The organism is Agromyces seonyuensis (assembly GCF_009789225.1).
GTDB classification, from domain to species: Bacteria; Actinomycetota; Actinomycetes; order Actinomycetales; family Microbacteriaceae; genus Agromyces; species Agromyces seonyuensis.
The window spans coordinates 1-15,965 of record NZ_WSTA01000039.1; the positions used below are offsets into that span (position 1 = coordinate 1).

The following is a 15,965-nucleotide window of genomic DNA, read 5'->3' on the forward strand; positions in this document are numbered from 1 at the left end:
CCTCCCGGCGGCGCTCGCCGTCGCGCGCGAACGGGTGCCGGGGCTGCGCGCCGTCGTCACCGGCCGCGGGCCGGAGTCGGCGGCCGCCGAGCGGGCCGCGGTCGACGCGGGGGTGACGGAGTCCGTCGACTTCGTCGGGCGGGTGTCCGACGAGGAGCTGGAACGACTCCTCGGCGAGGCGGCCGTGCTCGTCAATCCGTCGCGGCGCGAGGGCTTCGGCCTCGTGGTCGCGGAAGCGGCGGCCTTCGGCACGCCGAGCGTGGTGGTCGCGGGCGTCGACAACGCGGCGGCCGAACTCGTCGAGGACGGGGTCAACGGGTTCGTCGCCGCTGACGTGTCGGCCGGCTCGCTCGGCGCCGCGATCGTCGCCGCGCTCGAGGGCGGCGAGGCCCTGCGCGCCGACACGGCCGAGTGGTACGCCCGCGAACGGGTGGAGCGGTCGCTCGACCGATCGGTCGGGGAACTGCTCGAACGGCTGGGGTTCGGCGACTCCTGACGCCAGGGCCCTCGCTCCGGCGACCACCGGGTCGCGTGCGTCCGCCGAGGACGACGGAAGCGATCGCCGCAGCGGCGCGGTTCAGCGGGCCGATTCGACCAGGGCCGCCCGTGTGCCGGCCGCGGTCCGCGCCCAGTCGAACCCTCGGGAGCGCTCGAGACCGGCCGCCGACCGGGCGAGGAGGGCGTCGGGATCGGCGAGCAGGGCCTCGATCGATCGCGCGATCGCCGACGGATCGGTCGGGTCGAAGTACCCCGCGGCGTCCCCGCCGACCTCGCGGAGCACGGGGAGGTCGGAACAGAGCACCGGGCAGCCGCGCGACATCGCCTCGAGCACCGGCAGGCCGAACCCTTCGAAGCGCGTCGGGAAGACGAGCGCGGTCGCGCTCCCGTAGAGCCCGTCGAGTTCGGCGGCGGTGATCCAGCCGACGAGGTCCACCCATGGGTCCAGGCCGAGGCGGGCGACCACCGGCGCGAGCGGGTCCTCGCCGCGGCTGCCCGTGACGACCAGGTGCGGCCGCCGATCGGCGGGAATGCGCGCGAGCGCCTCGAGCAGCGTCTCGAAGCCCTTGTGGGGCATCCGGTTGCCGACGGCGAGCAGCAGATCGGGGCGTCGCGGACCGGCGGAGGCGGACGGCACGGAGCCGGCGAGCGGGACGGTCGTGATCCGCGAGGCGGGGATGTGCAGCACCGACTCGAGATCGGCGCCCGTCGCCGCGCTGATCGTCAGGATGCGGCTCGCCGCGCGGGCGGCGCCGCGCACGAGTGCGCGGAGGACCGGCGCGTAGGGGCCGGGCACCCACTCGGGATGCACGAACGGGAGCAGGTCGTGCACGGTCAGCACCACGGGGACGCTCGATCTCCAGGGACCGAGGTTCGCCGGGGCGTGGACGACGTCGGCACCGAGTCGGCGCGCCGCGCTCGGGACGGCGAACAGCTCGCCGCGGGCCCACGCGATGCGGTCCTCGCCGCTGATGCCGGAGTCGACGAGCCGGCCGGGGAACCACTCGGCGCCGGTCTGCGCGAGCTCCCGGGATGCGAGGCCCACGAACTCGACGTCGTCCGCGCCGTCGGCGATGTGCGAGTAGACCTGGCGGACGTACGACTCCATGCCGCCCTTCGCGCCCGTGAAGAAGAGCAGGTCGACGAGCACGCGCGTCATCCTCGGGCCTCCGGCCGCTCAGGACGGACGGCGAGGTCGTGGACGCTCCGGCGACGGGCCGCCTCGTAGACGACCGCCGAGACGAGTTCGGCGACGAGCAGGCCGGCGAAGACCGCGGCGAGCGACTGCGTCGCGAGACCGGCCGCGGCCAGCAGGAACGTCAGCACCGACACCGCCGCGCGCAGCACCGTCACGAGGGCGACCCGTCCGCTTCTGCGGAGCGCGGCGAAGGGCAGCGTCGTCAGGAGGGACGCCGCGCGCCAGGCGCACGCGAGCAGCAGCGGCAGCAGGGAGTCGGACGACGTCCACGCCTCGCCGAACACGAAGCCGAACACCCCGAGCACGTCGAGGATCAGCAGCACCACCACCGCCCCGACGACGGCGGTCGCCGAGACGACCACGTCGAGCGTCGAGGGCGCCTTCAGCAGGCGAAGGCGAAGGAAGTTCAGCGGGATCGCCAGCAGCCCCGACACCGTCGCGATCGAGGTGAAGAGGACGGCCTCGGCGGGGCCGAGCCAGGCGAGGATCATCGCATTCAGGAGCGGATAGACGGCACCCGTGATCGCGGTGTCGGCCATCACCCAGCCGAGGGCCCGGCCCTCCGGCCTGCTGGCGCGGTGCGGCACCGGCAGCAGTCGGGCGAGGGTCGCGGCCGCGATGCCCAGCACGATCGGGATGAGCGCCCACTGCTGCTCGAAGAAGCCTGCCAGCACGCCGACGAGGGCGCCGGCGCCGACCGCGACCGAGGCGACCAGTTCCCGTCGGTCCAGACGCTCGGCGACCGAGACGCCGCGACCCACCTCGAGGCCGGCGACGAGCAGGGGCAGCGCGACGCACAGCAGGACGGCGTTCGGCGGCACGACCGCCACGACGAGCCCGGCGAGGATCGCGAGCGCTCCCAGCCAGCGCGGGAAGACCACCCGTCGCTCGGTGCCGATCGAGGCGAGTCGCGACTCCACGACGTACGAGAAGGCGAGCTGGCCGGCGAACGTGGCGACCATCACCGCGACGGCGATCGCCCCCTGCTCGGGGCCCGTGAACAGCCTCGCGGAGATCGACACCGTCGCTGCCGGGACGACCGCGAGGGACACGCCGCCGGCGAGGGTGATGAGGCTCATCGTGGCCCGACGGGCGCGCGAGCGTCCGGACGCCTCGGTGCCGGCGCTCACCGGGCGACCGCCGTGCTCGGTCCTGCTCCGAAGGTGCGGCCGACGGCGCCCTCCAGCCGTCCGGCGAAGACCGACCAGCCGTCGCCGGGGGAGTTGGTCGCCGGGTTGCGCAGGCCGAACGCGAGACCGCCGCCGATGAAGGCGAGCCGCCACCAGAGCGGGTAGCGCCAGCGGGCCGTCAGCCGGCCGAGGCCCCGGCCGTAGGCCCGGAGCTTCCGACGTCGCGCTGCGGTGCTGAGCCCGTGCGGGTCGGAGATGCCGCCCAGACAGGTGCCGAGGGGGACCCAGACGAAGTCGGCGGCCTCCGCCGGGGCGTCGCGCAGCAGCCGGAGCAGCAGATCGGTGCCCTCGCCCGCCTGCCAGGGCGTCGTCGCCCCCGTGCCGATCCCGGGATCGAATCCGCCGAGTCCGTCGAAGACGCTGCGACGCATGAGCAGACCGATCTCGATCACGTTCCAGACGGTCCAGCGGTCGAGCGGCGTGCCCGGCGCGGGCTGGTCGAACTTGGGGCCGTGCTCGTCGACCACGGCGAGCGACCCGGCCGCGATCTCGGCGGCGTGCGTCCGGAGCCACTCGACGGAGCCCTCGGGGAACCACGTGGTGTCGTTGGGGAACGAGAGCAGGCGCTCGCCGTCGGGCAGCGCGGCCACGCCGGCGTTGCGGCCGCGCGAGGCGCCCCGCTCCGACGTGGTGACGATGACGGGCATCCCCCGGGCCGCTCGCTCGGCGGCGAGCCCGGCGACCTCGTCGTGCCGATCCTGAGCGACGAGGACGAGGACATCGCCGTCGCCGAGCCGCCCGTCGAGCGAGTCGAGGAGCCGACCGAGCGCCTCGACTCGGCCGAGGGTCGTCACGACGAGTCCGAGATTCACAATCAACCATTCTGTACGATGAGTTGGTTTCCCCCTCCACCCCGATAGGACCCGACGTGATACCCGAAATCGCCGCGCCCTCGATCGAGCTCTCGATCGTCATGCCGTGCCTCAATGAAGCGGAGACGCTCGCCGTCTGCATCGACAAGGCGAACGGCTATCTCGAGCGCAGCGGCGTCATCGGGGAAGTGGTCATCGCCGACAACGGGTCGACCGACGGCTCGCAGGACATCGCCCGAGCGCACGGCGCCCGCGTCGTCGACATCAGCGCGAAGGGATACGGCAATGCGCTGATGGGCGGCATCGAGGCCTCCGTCGGCCGGTTCGTGATCATGGGCGACGCCGACGACTCCTACGACTTCTCGAAACTCGACCCGTTCGTCGAGCGGCTGCGCGCCGGCGACCAGCTCGTCATGGGCAACCGCTTCCGCGGCGGAATCGCCGAGGGCGCGATGCCGCCCCTGCACAAGTACCTCGGCAACCCGGTGCTCTCGTGGATCGGCCGCCTCCTCTTCCGTTCGCCCATCAAGGACTTCCACTGCGGGCTCCGAGGTTTCGATCGCCAGTCGATCCTCGACCTCCACCTGCAGACCACCGGGATGGAGTTCGCGAGCGAGGTCGTCGTGAAGGCGACCCTCGGCGGACTCCGCGTCAGCGAGGTCCCGACCACCCTCGACAAGGACGGCCGCTCCCGCGCGCCGCATCTGCGCAGCTGGCGCGACGGTTGGCGCCACCTCCGGTTCCTCCTGATCTTCAGCCCGCGCTGGCTGTTCCTCATCCCGGGCCTCAGCGCATTCTTCGTCGGGCTGCTGGGCAGCCTGATCCTGTCGATCGGCCCCGTGGTCGTGGGCTCGATCGGCTTCGACCAGTCCTCGCAGATCTTCCTCTCGGCGCTCGCGATCGTCGGCTATCAAGCCGTGATCTTCGCCGTGCTCACCAAGATCTACGCGCAGCACGAAGGATTCCGCATACCGAAGTCGCGCAACTTCGAGTGGCTCGAACGCCGGTTCAGCCTCGAGTCGGCCGCGCTCGCCGGGTTGCTGCTCTTCCTGGTCGGGCTCGCCGTCGCCATCGTGCAGTTCGTGCTGTGGGTGCAGACCGGGTTCGGCTCCCTCGACGGGGCGACCATCCTGCGACTGTCCGTGCCGGCCGCCCTGCTCATGTCGCTCGGCGCGCAGACGATCATGGCCGGGCTCTTCCTCGGCGTCCTCAACGTCGGGCTCCGACGGCGATGACCGCTGCGGACGGGTCGATCCCGCGGGTGTCGGTGGCGATGGCCACGCACGCCGGGGCGCCGTTCATCGCCGAGCAGCTGCGGAGCATCCTCACCCAGTCGCGCCCCATCGACGAGCTCGTCGTCGTCGACGACGCCTCGCCCGACGACACCGTCGCGATCGTCGAGCGCACGATCGCCGAGCACGCCGCGACGGGCGCCGCGCTCGACGTCGTGCTCCTGCGCAACGACCGGCCGTTGGGCGTCACGGCGAACTTCGAGCGGGCGCTCCGCGCGGCGACGGGGGAGATCGTCGCCCTGAGCGACCAGGACGACCGTTGGGCCGCCGATCGCATCGAGCGGGCGCTCGTCGAACTCGAGCGTCGGCCCGCCGCCGAGCTCGTGGCCTCGGACGCCCGACTCGTCGACGCCGACGGCGTGGACGGCGGTGTCCGACTCTTCGCCGCCCTCGGCATCGACGCAGCGCGCCTCGACGCCGTCGCAGGCGAACGCGCGGTCGACGAACTGCTGCGCCGCAACCTGTTCACCGGCGCGACCATGCTCGTCCGTCGCGGACTGATCGAGCGGTCCGCGCCGTTCCCCGAGTCCTGGGTGCATGACGAGTGGCTGGCGATCGCAGCGGCCCTCGGGGGCGGGATCGCCGTCGTCCGCGATCCGCTCATCGACTACCGGCAGCACGGCGGCAACCAGATCGGCGCCGCCGAGCTCGGCGTGCGGGCGCGGATCGATCGCCTGCGCGCGCCCCGAGCCGCCCGCAACGCCCGACTCCTGGCCCGTGCCGAGGCGCTCGCCGCGCGGGCGTCCGAACTCCGGCTCGAGCGACCCGACGTCCCCGACAGCCGGTTCGCCGACAAGGTCGCGCACGAGCGCGCGCGAAGCGCTCTCCCCGTCCGCCGTCTCGCCCGCGTCCGCGGCGTTTGGCGGCTGTGGAGGTCCGGCGGCTATCGTCGGTTCGGCGGCGGAGCGCAGGACGCCCTGCGCGACCTCGTGCAGCCTGCCTGAACGGATCTCTCCGTCCATCTCCTCCGAAAGACCCCTGATGCCCCCTCGTCCTCGCCTCATCGCCTTCGACCTCGACGACACCCTCGCGCCGTCGAAGTCGCCGCTCGACCCGCGGATGTCCGAGCTCCTCGTGCGCCTGCTCGGCGTCGCCGAGGTGTGCGTCATCTCCGGCGGCCAGTTCGGGCAGTTCCAGTCGCAGGTGATCGATCAGCTCCCCGAAGCCGAGGAGCGCCTGCTCGAGCGTCTGCACCTCATGCCGACCTGCGGCACCCAGTACTACACGCGCCGTGCGGGGGAGTGGACGCAGGTCTACTCGGAGCCGCTCAGCGCGGACCAGCGCGCTGCGGCGCTCGCAGCCGTCGAAGCGCGCGCGAAGGAGCTCGGCTTCTGGGAGCGGGAGACCTGGGGGCCCATCCTCGAGGACCGCGGCTCGCAGATCACGTTCTCCGCGCTCGGCCAGGCCGCCCCGGTCGACGCGAAGGCCGCGTGGGACCCCTCGGGCGCGAAGAAGAACCGGCTGCGCGACGTCGTGCAGGCGGATCTGCCCGACCTCGAGGTGCGCTCGGGCGGCTCCACCTCGGTCGACATCACCCGCAAGGGCATCGACAAGGCGTTCGGCATGCGCCGCCTCGCCGAGCTCACCGGTCTCGGCCTCGACGAGATGCTCTTCTACGGCGACCGCCTCGACGTGCACGGCAACGACTATCCGGTGCTCGCCCTCGGCGTCGACTGCATCGCCGTCGAGGACTGGCCCGACACCGCGGCGCGCCTCGAGGCGTACCTCGCCGAGGTCGCCGCGGTCTGAGGGCGATCGGACCGCTGCACGGACGGCGGATGCTCCGGGACGCGAGCCCGCGGGCATCCGCCGTTCGCGTCCCCGCCCGCCGGAGCGCTTCGGGCGACGGAGCGCGGTGCTCAGCGCAGGCGGGGCAGCGAGGGTCCGGCGGGCGCCGGCTTCCGGCTCAGGGCATCCCGCCAGCTCATGTCGCGCGCTGCCTTGACGGCGCACACGATGAGCAGCATCCAGCCGCCGTCGGTGAGCGCGAAGCTCTCGGCGAAGGACGTCAGCACGATCGCGACGAGCACGAGCGCCGGCCAGACGTACACCTCGCTGCGTCGTTCGGATGCCAGGAGCCACGCCCGCACGAACGCGAGGCCGACCATCGCGACGAAGATGCAGAGTCCGACGACGCCGAGCTGGTAGAGCACGTCCATCCACGCCGAGAGACCGGACCCGTGCTGGCGGTCGGCGGCGAGGCCGATCCAGTAGTAGGGGGCGTTGCGCGGCCACGGTCCGACCCAGCCCCAGCCGAGCAGGCCCTGATCGGTGCGCTGGTACTGGAACATGAGGCGCCAGAGGTCGAGCCGCACTTCGAACTCGGCCCGGGCATCCAGGAATGCGAGGATGCGCCCGCGCATCGCGAAGGCGAGCACCGCCACGAGGGCGACGCCGCCGAGCAGCGAGAATTGGATGCTCCGTCGGGCGCTCGGGGCCGCCCGGCGGATGCCGTAGAGGGCGGCGGTGGCGACGGCGACCACCGCGGCCGCCACGAGCGAGGTCGGCGATCCGGTGAGCAGCAGGCAGAGCGCGCCGAGCACGAGCGAGCCGACGGCCGTGCCGCGCCGCACGGAGCGGGTGCGCCACTCCACGAGGAATGTGATGAGCGCGATGAGCGACATGAAGCCGAGCAGGTTGCGGGAGCCGAACACGCCCTGGATGGGACCGAGCGCCGCGAGGTTCCCCTCGATGCCGAGGAACGCGATCGGGGTGTCGATGAGGACCCCGGAGAGGATCTCGAGGCCGATCGAGACGCCGAGGAGGATGCGCATGACGTCGCCCACGGAGCGGACGATCTGGATCGTGTCGCGGGTGATGGCGATGTACACGCCGAGGAAGGCGAGCGCGACGAGGTAGCCGACGCGCACCAGCGAGACGAACGGCAGCGTGCTCCAGAACACCGACAGCGCCGCCCAGGCGACGAAGACGAGGATCGAGATCGGCAGGACGCCGTTCCAGTCGATCACGCGGGCCCGCGTCGCGAGCGACAGCCCGGCGAGGGCGACGAGACCGAGGATCATCGCGGTGTAGCCGGGCAGCCCGATCATCGCGCGGATGGCTTCGGCGGCGAAGCCGGTGCCGAGGATGACGAGGGTGAGGGCGCGGCTGAGCGGCGCCCCGCCGAGGAAGTCCAGGGCGCTCGAGGAGGCTCCGAGCCGGCTCATCCGGCCGAGCCCGCTGCGGGGCCGGTCGGGGCGTTCCACCCTCCCGGGCGGGCGGTGCGGGGTTCGGGCGCTTCGGCGGGGAGCGGCTCGGGCCGCCACTGGCGCTGCTTCGTCACGACGGCGACGACGAGGAAGAGCAGGAGGCCGCCCTCGATGAGGATGCGGCTCTCGGCGATGCTCTGCGCGAGCAGCGCGACGGTGAGGGCGAGCGGCAGGAGCGCGATCGCCTGGTACGGCCGCGGACCGCCGGCGGGGTCGTGGGGGCGGTCGACGGCGAGGAACCACGAGCGCCAGAGGGTGCCGATCGCAAGGGCCGCGAACGCGATGAGACCGAGGATGCCGAGCTGCATCCAGACGTCGAGCCAGGCATTGTGCGCCTGCAGGTAGACGACGCCGTTGCGGACTGCGAGGTCGTCGAACGGCTCCACCCAGGGCTGCCAATAGCCGAGCCAGCCCCAGCCGAACCACGGCTTCTCGGCGATCATCGACCAGACCGAGGCCCAGATGTCGAACCGGCCGGTCAGGTCCTCGCTCTTGCCGAACGCCTGGAGGATCGCGGGCCAGGCGAGGGCGACGGCGGCCAGGACGGCCGCGCCGAGCCCTGCCGCGGTCCAATAGACGGGCCGTCGGCGCTGGGGCGAGATCCGGCGCATCCACACGGCGAAGCCGAGTGCCGCGAGTACCGCGGCGGCCGCGACGAACACGGTCGCGGAGCGGGTGAGGGCGAGCACGAGTGCCGATGCGACGAGCCAGCCCGTGCCGGCCGTGGGGCGCACGAGTCCCGAGGCGAACTGCAGCGCGGTGAGGACGACGAGGAGCAGCGCGGCGAAGCCGAGCAGATTCCGGCTGCCGACGATGCCCTCGATCGGACCGCCGGCGAAGAGCAGGTCGCGCGACCAGAAGAAGGCGGCCGGCGCGTCGTCGCCGTAGTCCGTGAAGTTCGGCGGGAGCGGCGCGCGCACGAAGATCGCGACGTACAGCTCGAAGAGCAGCGACAGCGAGATCGTCCAGCGCAGGGCGCCCGCGAGCGCGGCGACGATCTCGCCCCAACGCAGGCACAGGGCGACGAATGCCGCCGCGGCGAACACGGCGAGGTAGAGCAGGATGCCGAGCGCGGTCCCGGCACGGTACGACGACCAGACGACGGAGAGCACCACGAGGCCGGTGAAGACGAGCAACGAGGTCGGGATGCGGCGGAACCGGATGCGCGGGCGGTGCGCCGCGAGCATCCAGACGGACACGCCCACGGCGGCGAGCGCCACGGCGCCCCAGCCCCAGTAGCCGAGGAGATTGCGCCAGAACTGGCCGGCGATCGCGGTGAAGAGCACGAAGCCGGCGAGGGCCGTCACGAGCCGACGGTTCCGGCTGGCAGTCATGGGGTCAAGGCTATCGCGCCGTCCGATGCCCGGACCGCCGCCCGGTCCCCGTGCCGGAGGCGGTGTTCGGGGATGCGAGAATGTCGGAGCCTCCCGCGTTGCGAACCGGGGCGGATCGAACGGAAGGTACCTGTTTCATGCGGATCTCGGTGATCGGATGCGGCTATCTCGGCGCCGTGCACGCGGCGTCGATGGCGGAACTCGGCCACGACGTCGTCGGAATCGACGTCGACGCCCGCAAGATCGAACTCTTGGCGTCGGGACGTGCGCCGTTCTTCGAGCCCGGGCTGCCCGAGATCCTCACCTCGGCGATCGAGGCCGGTCGGCTGCGCTTCTCCACGGACATGGCGGACGCCGCCGACGCGGAAGTCCATTTCATCGGGGTCGGCACTCCGCAGCAGCTCGGCTCCTCCGCCGCGGACCTGACGTACGTCGACGCCGCGTTCCGATCGCTCGCCGCGGTCGCGGCCCCGGGGTCGCTCATCGTCGGCAAGAGCACGGTGCCGGTCGGCACCGCGGCCCGGCTCGCGGCCGAGCTCGACGAACTCGGCACCGGCGCGCGACTCGCGTGGAACCCCGAGTTCCTCCGCGAGGGCTTCGCGGTGAAGGACACCATCGAGCCCGACCGCCTCGTCTACGGCGTCGCGGACCCGGCCGACGTCGAGGTGCTCGACGCCGTCTACGCGGCCGCGATCGGCGCGGGCACGCCCCGCATCGTCACCGACTTCGCGACGGCCGAGCTCGTGAAGGTCTCGGCGAACGCGTTCCTCGCCACGAAGATCAGCTTCATCAACGCGATGGCGGAGATCGCCGAGACGGTCGGCGCCGACGTCACCCAGCTCGCCGACGCCATCGGCCACGACGCGCGCATCGGGCGCCGGTTCCTGAACGCGGGCGTCGGGTTCGGCGGCGGCTGCCTGCCGAAGGACATCCGGGCCTTCGCCGCACGGGCCGAGGAGCTCGGCCGAGCCGAGTCGGTGTCGTTCCTCCGCGAGATCGACGCGATCAACCTGCGCCGCCGCGACCGCGTCGTCGACCTCGCGGCCTCCCTGCTGGGCGGCGACGTGCACGGCCGTCGCATCGCCGTCCTCGGGCTCACGTTTAAGCCCGACTCGGACGACATCCGCGACTCGCCCGCCCTCGACGTCGCCGTCCGCCTCCACGGTCTCGGCGCCGATGTCATCGCCACCGACCCCGAGGGCGTCGCGAACTCGCGTGCGAAGCACCCGCAACTGGCCTTCACCGAGTCGACCGACGAGGCGCTCGCCGAGGCGGAGCTCGCCGTGCTCGTCACCGAATGGTCCGAGTACCGCGAGCTCGTCCCCGCCGACGTCGCCGCGGCGATGCGCTCGCCCCGGATCATCGACGGCCGCAACGTCCTCGACCCCGCGGCGTGGATGGAGGCCGGATTCGACTACCGCGGCATGGGACGCCACGCCGGCTGAGCCCGATGCGAACGCCCCTGAACGCTGGAACGGCCCGGATGCTCGTGCATCCGGGCCGTTCCCGTCGGCGTGGGGGACTCAGACGAAGGCGCCCTTGCCGGTGATCGCGCGGCCCACGATGAGGGTGTTCATCTCGCGCGTGCCCTCATAGGAGTACAGCGCCTCGGCGTCGGCGAAGAAGCGCGCCGCGTCGTAGTCGAGGACGATGCCGTTGCCGCCCATGGACTCGCGCGCCCAGGCGACCGTCTCGCGCATCCGCGTGGTCGCGTAGAGCTTCGCGAGCGCGGCGTGCTCGTCGGTGAGCTTGCCCTCGTCCTGCAGCACCGAGAGGCGGTGCACCATCGCGATCGACGCGGTGATGTTGCCGAGGCTCTTGACGAGCAGGTCCTGGACGAGCTGGTGCGAGCCGATCGGCTTGCCGAACTGGATGCGCTCCTTCGAGTAGGCGACGGCGGCCTCGTAGGCGCCGACGGCGGTGCCGACCGACTCCCAGGCGACCTCGCCGCGCGTGGCCTTCAGCACCTTCGCGGTGTCCTTGAACGAGTTCGCGTGCTCGAGCTTGAGGGCGTGGGGGATGCGCACGTCGGTGAGGGTGATGTCGGCGTTCTGCACGGGGCGCAGGCTGATCTTGCCCTCGATCTTCGTCGCCGAGTAGCCGGGCGTGGAGGTCGGCACGATGAAGCCCTTGACCTGGCCGTCCTCGACGTCCTTGGCCCAGATCACGGTGATGTCCGACCAGGTGGCGTTGCCGATCCAGCGCTTGGAGCCGTTGAGCACCCACTCGTCGCCCTCGCGCTTGGCGGTCGTGCGCAGGCCCTGCGCGCTGTCGGAGCCGGAGAGCGGTTCGGTGAGGCCGAACGCGCCGATGACCTCGCCCGAGGCGAGCTTGGGGATCCACTCCTCGCGCTGCGCCTGCGAGCCGCAGATGGAGATGGCGCCGGTGGCCAAGCCGTTCTGGACGCCGACGAACGTCGCGACGGAGGCATCCACGCGTGCGAGCTCGAGCGCGACGAACCCGCGGAACACGGAGGAGTTCTCGAAGGGCTTCGTCTCGTCCCACGCGAAGGAGAGCACGCCGAGCTCGGCGAGCGGAGCGACGATCTGGCGGGGGAACTCCGCCCGTTCCCAGTAGCCGCCGATGATCGGCTTGACGTCGGACTCGAGCCACGCGCGCAGTTTGCCGAGCGCCTCCTGCTCCGGCTCGGTCAAGAGCGACTCGAAACCGTAGAAGTCGCTGGCGAGTGGTTCGAAGGACATTGGATGCTCCTGTTGCGAGGATCGGCTCGGCCCGAGCGGATGCCCCGGGCCACGGTCGGGAGCGGACTCCGGCGACCGGCGTCGAGCCTAGGCGGGGCGTCCTGGGGGATCCGTGGGCATTGGTACCTTGGGACAACCCGTCGGAAGGAATCCTCGAACGTGTTCGTGTCGATCGACAACACCCCCCGCGACTACGCCTGGGGCTCGCGCAGCGCCATCGCCGAATACTTGGGCCGCGAGGCATCCGGCGGGCCCGAGGCAGAGCTCTGGCTCGGCGCGCACCCCGGCTCGCCCGCGAAGGTCACGGGCGCCGACCCCGAGACCGCGCCCGACCTCGTCGCCCTCATCGCGCAGGACCCGGCCGCCGTGCTCGGCGAGCGCATCGCCGCGCTCGGACCGCGCCTGCCGTTCCTGCTGAAGGTGCTCGCGGCCGACGCGCCCCTCTCGCTGCAGGCGCACCCGACGCCGGAGCAGGCTCGTGCCGGCTACGCCCGGGAGAACGCCGACGGCATCCCGCTCGACGGGTGGAACCGCAATTACAAGGACGAGTTCCACAAGCCGGAACTCATCGTCGCCGTGAGCGACCGCTTCGACGCCCTGTGCGGGTTCCGCTCGCCCGAGGAGATCGAGGCGCTGACGCTCCTGCTCGCGGAGGCGGACGTCGCTGCGACGCGCGCCGAGGGCGGCCAGCAGGGCGCGATCGACCTGCTGCGCGGCCGGCTGCAGGGCCCAGACGGGCTGCGCAGTACCGTCGAGTGGCTGCTCCGCGACGGCCGCGGCGGCGACACCGGTCAAGTCGCCTGGATCGTCGAGCGGGTCGCGCACCTCTCCGGGTCGGATGCGGCGCTCGCCTCGCCGCACGCCGCCGCCTACGCGACCGTGACCGACCTCGCGCGTCACTACCCGGGCGACCCCGGTCTCGTCATCTCCCTCTTCCTCAACCGTGTCACCCTGCGCCGCGGCGAGGCGCTCTACCTGCCGGCCGGCAACATCCACGCCTATCTGCAGGGGCTCGGCATCGAGCTCATGGCGGCGAGCGACAACGTGCTGCGCGGCGGGCTCACGCCGAAGCACATCGACGTGGACGAGCTCGTCGACGTACTGGACTTCCGCCCCCTCCCCGTGCCGTTCCTGGCGCCGATCGAGACGATGCCGGGCGTGAGCACGTACCGCCCCGACGTCGACGACTTCGAGCTGCACCGCGTCGACGTCGGCCCGGGCGCGGCGACCGTCGCGATCACCGGCCCCGCGATCGTGCTCTCGGTCGCCGGCACCCTGCACGTGTCGGGCGCGGTCTCGGACACCGACGTGCCCGCCGGCGGGGCCGCGTTCGCGACCCCTGACGAGGCCGAACTGACCTTCACCGGCACGGGCGTCGCGTGGGTCGCGACCACCGGATCGGGCTACGCCCGGGACTGAGCTCAGCCGGCGAGCGCCGGTTCCGCGTACACCGCGTCCGTGCGCTCGCCGGTGCCGAACGTGCGTCGGTAGTTCGTCGGCGTCGTCTGCAGCACCTTGACGAAGTGGTGCCGCATGACGGCGCCGGTGCCGAAGCCGGTGTCGCGCGCGATCTCCTCGAGGCCGAGGTCGGTCTCCTCGAGGAGCTGCTGCGCGCGCAGGAGCCGCTGGCGGTTGAGCCAGGCGCCGGGCGTCGTGCCGGTCTCGGCTCGGAACTTGCGGGCGAAGGTGCGCGGCGACATGAGCGCCTTGCGGGCCAGCAGGTCGACGCTGAGGTCGTGATCGAGGTGCTCGAGCATCCACTCGGTGATGCGGGCGAAGGAGTCGCTGCGGCATTCGACGACGGGCGTCTGGATGAACTGCGACTGGCCGCCGTCGCGCTGCGGCGGCACGACCATGCGCTTGGCGACGATGTTCGCGGCGCCCGCGCCGAGCTCGCTGCGGACGATGTGGATGGCAGCGTCGATGCCCGCGGCCGTGCCGGCGCCCGTGACGATGTTGCCGTCCTGCACGAAGAGCACGCCGGGGTCGACGTCGATCGCGGGGAACTCCTCGGCGAGGCGGTCGGCGTACATCCAGTGGGTCGTGGCGCGCTTGCCGTCGAGCACCCCGGCGCGGGCGAGGACGAAGGCGCCCGAGCACACGGAGAGCACCCAGGCGCCGCGATCGGCCGCATCCCGGAGCACCTCGGCGATGCGCGGGTCGAGCGGCTCGGAGAGATCGCACGCGGGCACGGCGACGAGGTCGGCGTCGGCCGCCACGGCGAGGTCCTGGCCGACGTCGAGCCCGAGCCCGAACTTCATCGGGATGCGGCCCGGCTCGGCTGCGGCGACGTGGAAGTCGAAGACCGGGCCCCCGTGCTCGCGCCGGTCGATACCGAACACTTCGCAGATGGTGCCGAACTCGAAGACGGCCATGTTCGGCATCGCGATGCAGACGATCTTGTTGAGCATCCGGGGGCCTTTCGATCGTGCCGGCGCCGCAGGAACGGCTTGGCAGGAAAACGTCGTTGCATGACAACACTGCCAGTGTCGGCAGCATCTCGCAACACCTAGATTTCCTGCCATGTTCATCCTCATCGGCATCATCGTGGTCCTCGCCGCCGCCTCCGTGGCGGCACTGCTGCCCGAGGTCCGTCGTGACGGCTACGGCCGCCCCGAGTTCCCCGCGCGGCCGCTCCTGCCCTGACTACCATTGGCCCGGGGCGCGCGAGGGTCGCGTCGCCCCGGGAAGGCAAGCAATGAGCTGGATGGTCACGGGCGGCGCCGGATACATCGGATCGCACGTCGTGCGAGCGTTCCGCGAGCGCGGCATCGACGTCGTCGTGGTGGACGACCTCTCGAGCGGCCACCGGTCCTTCGTGCCGGGCGACGTGCGCTTCGTCCAGTCCACGATCCTCGACGGGCTCGCGCTCGAGCGCGCCATGGAGCAGTACGACGTCACAGGCGTCGTGCACCTCGCGGGCTTCAAGTACGCCGGCGTTTCCGTGCAGCGCCCGCTCCACACCTACCAGCAGAACGTCAACGGCACGGCCAGCCTGCTCGCGGCCATGGCCGAGCGCGGCGTGCGCAACCTCGTGTTCTCCTCGAGCGCCGCCGTCTACGGCACGCCTGACGTCGACCTCGTCACCGAGGGCACCCCGAAGCATCCCGAATCGCCCTACGGCGAGTCGAAGCTCATCGGCGAATGGCTCATCGCCGACCAGGGCCGCGCCGCGGGCCTCCGGCACACGAGCCTGCGCTACTTCAACGTCGTCGGCTCGGGATCCGAGGAGCTCTACGACACGAGCCCCCACAACCTCTTCCCGATCGTCTTCGAGACGCTGCTGACGGGCGGCACGCCGCGCATCAACGGCGACGACTACGCGACGCCCGACGGCACGTGCGTGCGCGACTACATCCACGTCGCCGACCTCGCGGCGGCCCACGTCGCGGCGGCCGAGCGGATCGAGGCCGGCGAGCCGATCGAGCCCGTGTACAACCTCGGCTCCGGCGACGGCAGTTCGGTCGGCGAGATCATGTCGGCGATCTCGCGCGTGACCGGCATCGCGTTCGAGCCGGAGATCGGTCCGCGACGTGCGGGCGACCCCGACCGCATCGTCGCCTCCGGCGAACTCGCCGCTCGCGACCTCGGCTGGGCGAACCGGCACTCGCTCGACGAGATGGTCGACTCGGCGTGGCAGGCCCGCCGCGCCGCCGCGGAGGCGGCCCTCGCCGACTGAAACGCACCGCCGGAACTCCGGGTCGGCACGGATGCGCGGGGGAGGAGATAA

Annotated in this window: 15 protein-coding genes; 8 read left to right on the plus strand and 7 right to left on the minus strand. The window is 72.1% G+C overall.

Going from position 1 to position 15,965, the window contains the following annotated elements:
• A partial coding sequence (locus GB864_RS09835; RefSeq protein WP_160424536.1) for a glycosyltransferase occupies window positions 1-496 on the plus strand: 496 nt, incomplete at its 5' end.
• Window positions 497-577: 81 nt separating this feature from the next.
• Here the strand turns inward: GB864_RS09835 and GB864_RS09840 are convergent.
• From GB864_RS09840 to GB864_RS09850, 3 genes are read right to left on the minus strand one after another with little or no spacing between them, the layout of a single operon-like run.
• Entirely contained in the window at window positions 578-1,657 is a 1,080-nt protein-coding gene (locus tag GB864_RS09840; RefSeq protein WP_160424538.1) for a glycosyltransferase family 4 protein, read from the minus strand.
• Entirely contained in the window at window positions 1,654-2,826 is a 1,173-nt protein-coding gene (locus GB864_RS09845) for a hypothetical protein (RefSeq protein WP_160424539.1), read from the minus strand. The genes GB864_RS09840 and GB864_RS09845 overlap by 4 nt, the downstream gene beginning before the upstream one ends.
• A complete protein-coding gene (locus GB864_RS09850) occupies window positions 2,823-3,698 on the minus strand; it encodes a glycosyltransferase family 2 protein (protein WP_160424541.1) in 876 nt (291 codons plus the stop codon). The genes GB864_RS09845 and GB864_RS09850 overlap by 4 nt, the downstream gene beginning before the upstream one ends.
• 56 nt (window positions 3,699-3,754) lie before the next feature.
• On the opposite strand from GB864_RS09850, the gene GB864_RS09855 reads away from it, so the two are divergent.
• The 3 genes from GB864_RS09855 to GB864_RS09865 are packed head-to-tail and all read left to right on the plus strand — an operon-like array spanning window position 3,755 to window position 6,739.
• Entirely contained in the window at window positions 3,755-4,933 is a 1,179-nt protein-coding gene (locus GB864_RS09855; RefSeq protein WP_336603949.1) for a glycosyltransferase family 2 protein, read from the plus strand.
• Entirely contained in the window at window positions 4,930-5,934 is a 1,005-nt protein-coding gene (locus GB864_RS09860) for a glycosyltransferase family 2 protein (protein ID WP_160424543.1), read from the plus strand. The genes GB864_RS09855 and GB864_RS09860 overlap by 4 nt, the downstream gene beginning before the upstream one ends.
• 37 nt (window positions 5,935-5,971) lie before the next feature.
• On the plus strand, window positions 5,972-6,739 hold the full coding sequence (locus tag GB864_RS09865; RefSeq protein ID WP_160424545.1) for an HAD-IIB family hydrolase: 768 nt from the start codon (window positions 5,972-5,974) through the stop codon (window positions 6,737-6,739).
• 110 nt (window positions 6,740-6,849) lie between these two features.
• On the opposite strand, the gene GB864_RS09870 is transcribed toward GB864_RS09865, so the two are convergent.
• Window positions 6,850-8,157 carry an O-antigen ligase family protein gene (locus GB864_RS09870; RefSeq protein ID WP_160424547.1) on the minus strand — a complete coding sequence of 436 codons (1,308 nt, stop codon included), beginning with the start codon at window positions 8,155-8,157 and terminating at the stop codon, window positions 6,850-6,852.
• Window positions 8,154-9,533 carry an O-antigen ligase family protein gene (locus GB864_RS09875; protein ID WP_160424549.1) on the minus strand — a complete coding sequence of 460 codons (1,380 nt, stop codon included), beginning with the start codon at window positions 9,531-9,533 and terminating at the stop codon, window positions 8,154-8,156. Before GB864_RS09875 ends, GB864_RS09870 begins: the two co-directional genes overlap by 4 nt.
• A gap of 137 nt (window positions 9,534-9,670) precedes the next feature.
• Here GB864_RS09875 and GB864_RS09880 point away from each other — a divergent pair, with 137 nt between their 5' ends.
• Complete coding sequence (locus tag GB864_RS09880) at window positions 9,671-10,978, plus strand: UDP-glucose dehydrogenase family protein (RefSeq protein ID WP_160424551.1); 1,308 nt, start codon at window positions 9,671-9,673, stop codon at window positions 10,976-10,978.
• A gap of 78 nt (window positions 10,979-11,056) precedes the next feature.
• On the opposite strand, the gene GB864_RS09885 is transcribed toward GB864_RS09880, so the two are convergent.
• Window positions 11,057-12,235, minus strand: coding sequence for an acyl-CoA dehydrogenase family protein (locus GB864_RS09885; RefSeq protein WP_160424553.1), 1,179 nt, complete (start codon window positions 12,233-12,235; stop codon window positions 11,057-11,059).
• Window positions 12,236-12,394: 159 nt separating this feature from the next.
• Between GB864_RS09885 and manA the strand changes: the two genes are divergently transcribed.
• The gene (manA, locus tag GB864_RS09890) at window positions 12,395-13,654 is read left to right on the plus strand and encodes a mannose-6-phosphate isomerase, class I (RefSeq protein WP_160424554.1); all 1,260 of its coding nucleotides are present in this window, start codon (window positions 12,395-12,397) and stop codon (window positions 13,652-13,654) included.
• A 2-nt stretch (window positions 13,655-13,656) separates the two neighbouring features.
• On the opposite strand, the gene GB864_RS09895 is transcribed toward manA, so the two are convergent.
• A complete protein-coding gene (locus GB864_RS09895) occupies window positions 13,657-14,646 on the minus strand; it encodes a GlxA family transcriptional regulator (protein ID WP_160424557.1) in 990 nt (329 codons plus the stop codon).
• A gap of 112 nt (window positions 14,647-14,758) precedes the next feature.
• Here GB864_RS09895 and GB864_RS18770 point away from each other — a divergent pair, with 112 nt between their 5' ends.
• Entirely contained in the window at window positions 14,759-14,881 is a 123-nt protein-coding gene (locus tag GB864_RS18770; RefSeq protein ID WP_272898186.1) for a hypothetical protein, read from the plus strand.
• Window positions 14,882-14,933: 52 nt separating this feature from the next.
• Window positions 14,934-15,914, plus strand: a complete 981-nt coding sequence (gene galE / locus GB864_RS09900) for a UDP-glucose 4-epimerase GalE (RefSeq protein WP_160424559.1) — start codon at window positions 14,934-14,936, stop codon at window positions 15,912-15,914.
• The last annotated feature ends 51 nt before the right edge of the window (window positions 15,915-15,965 follow it).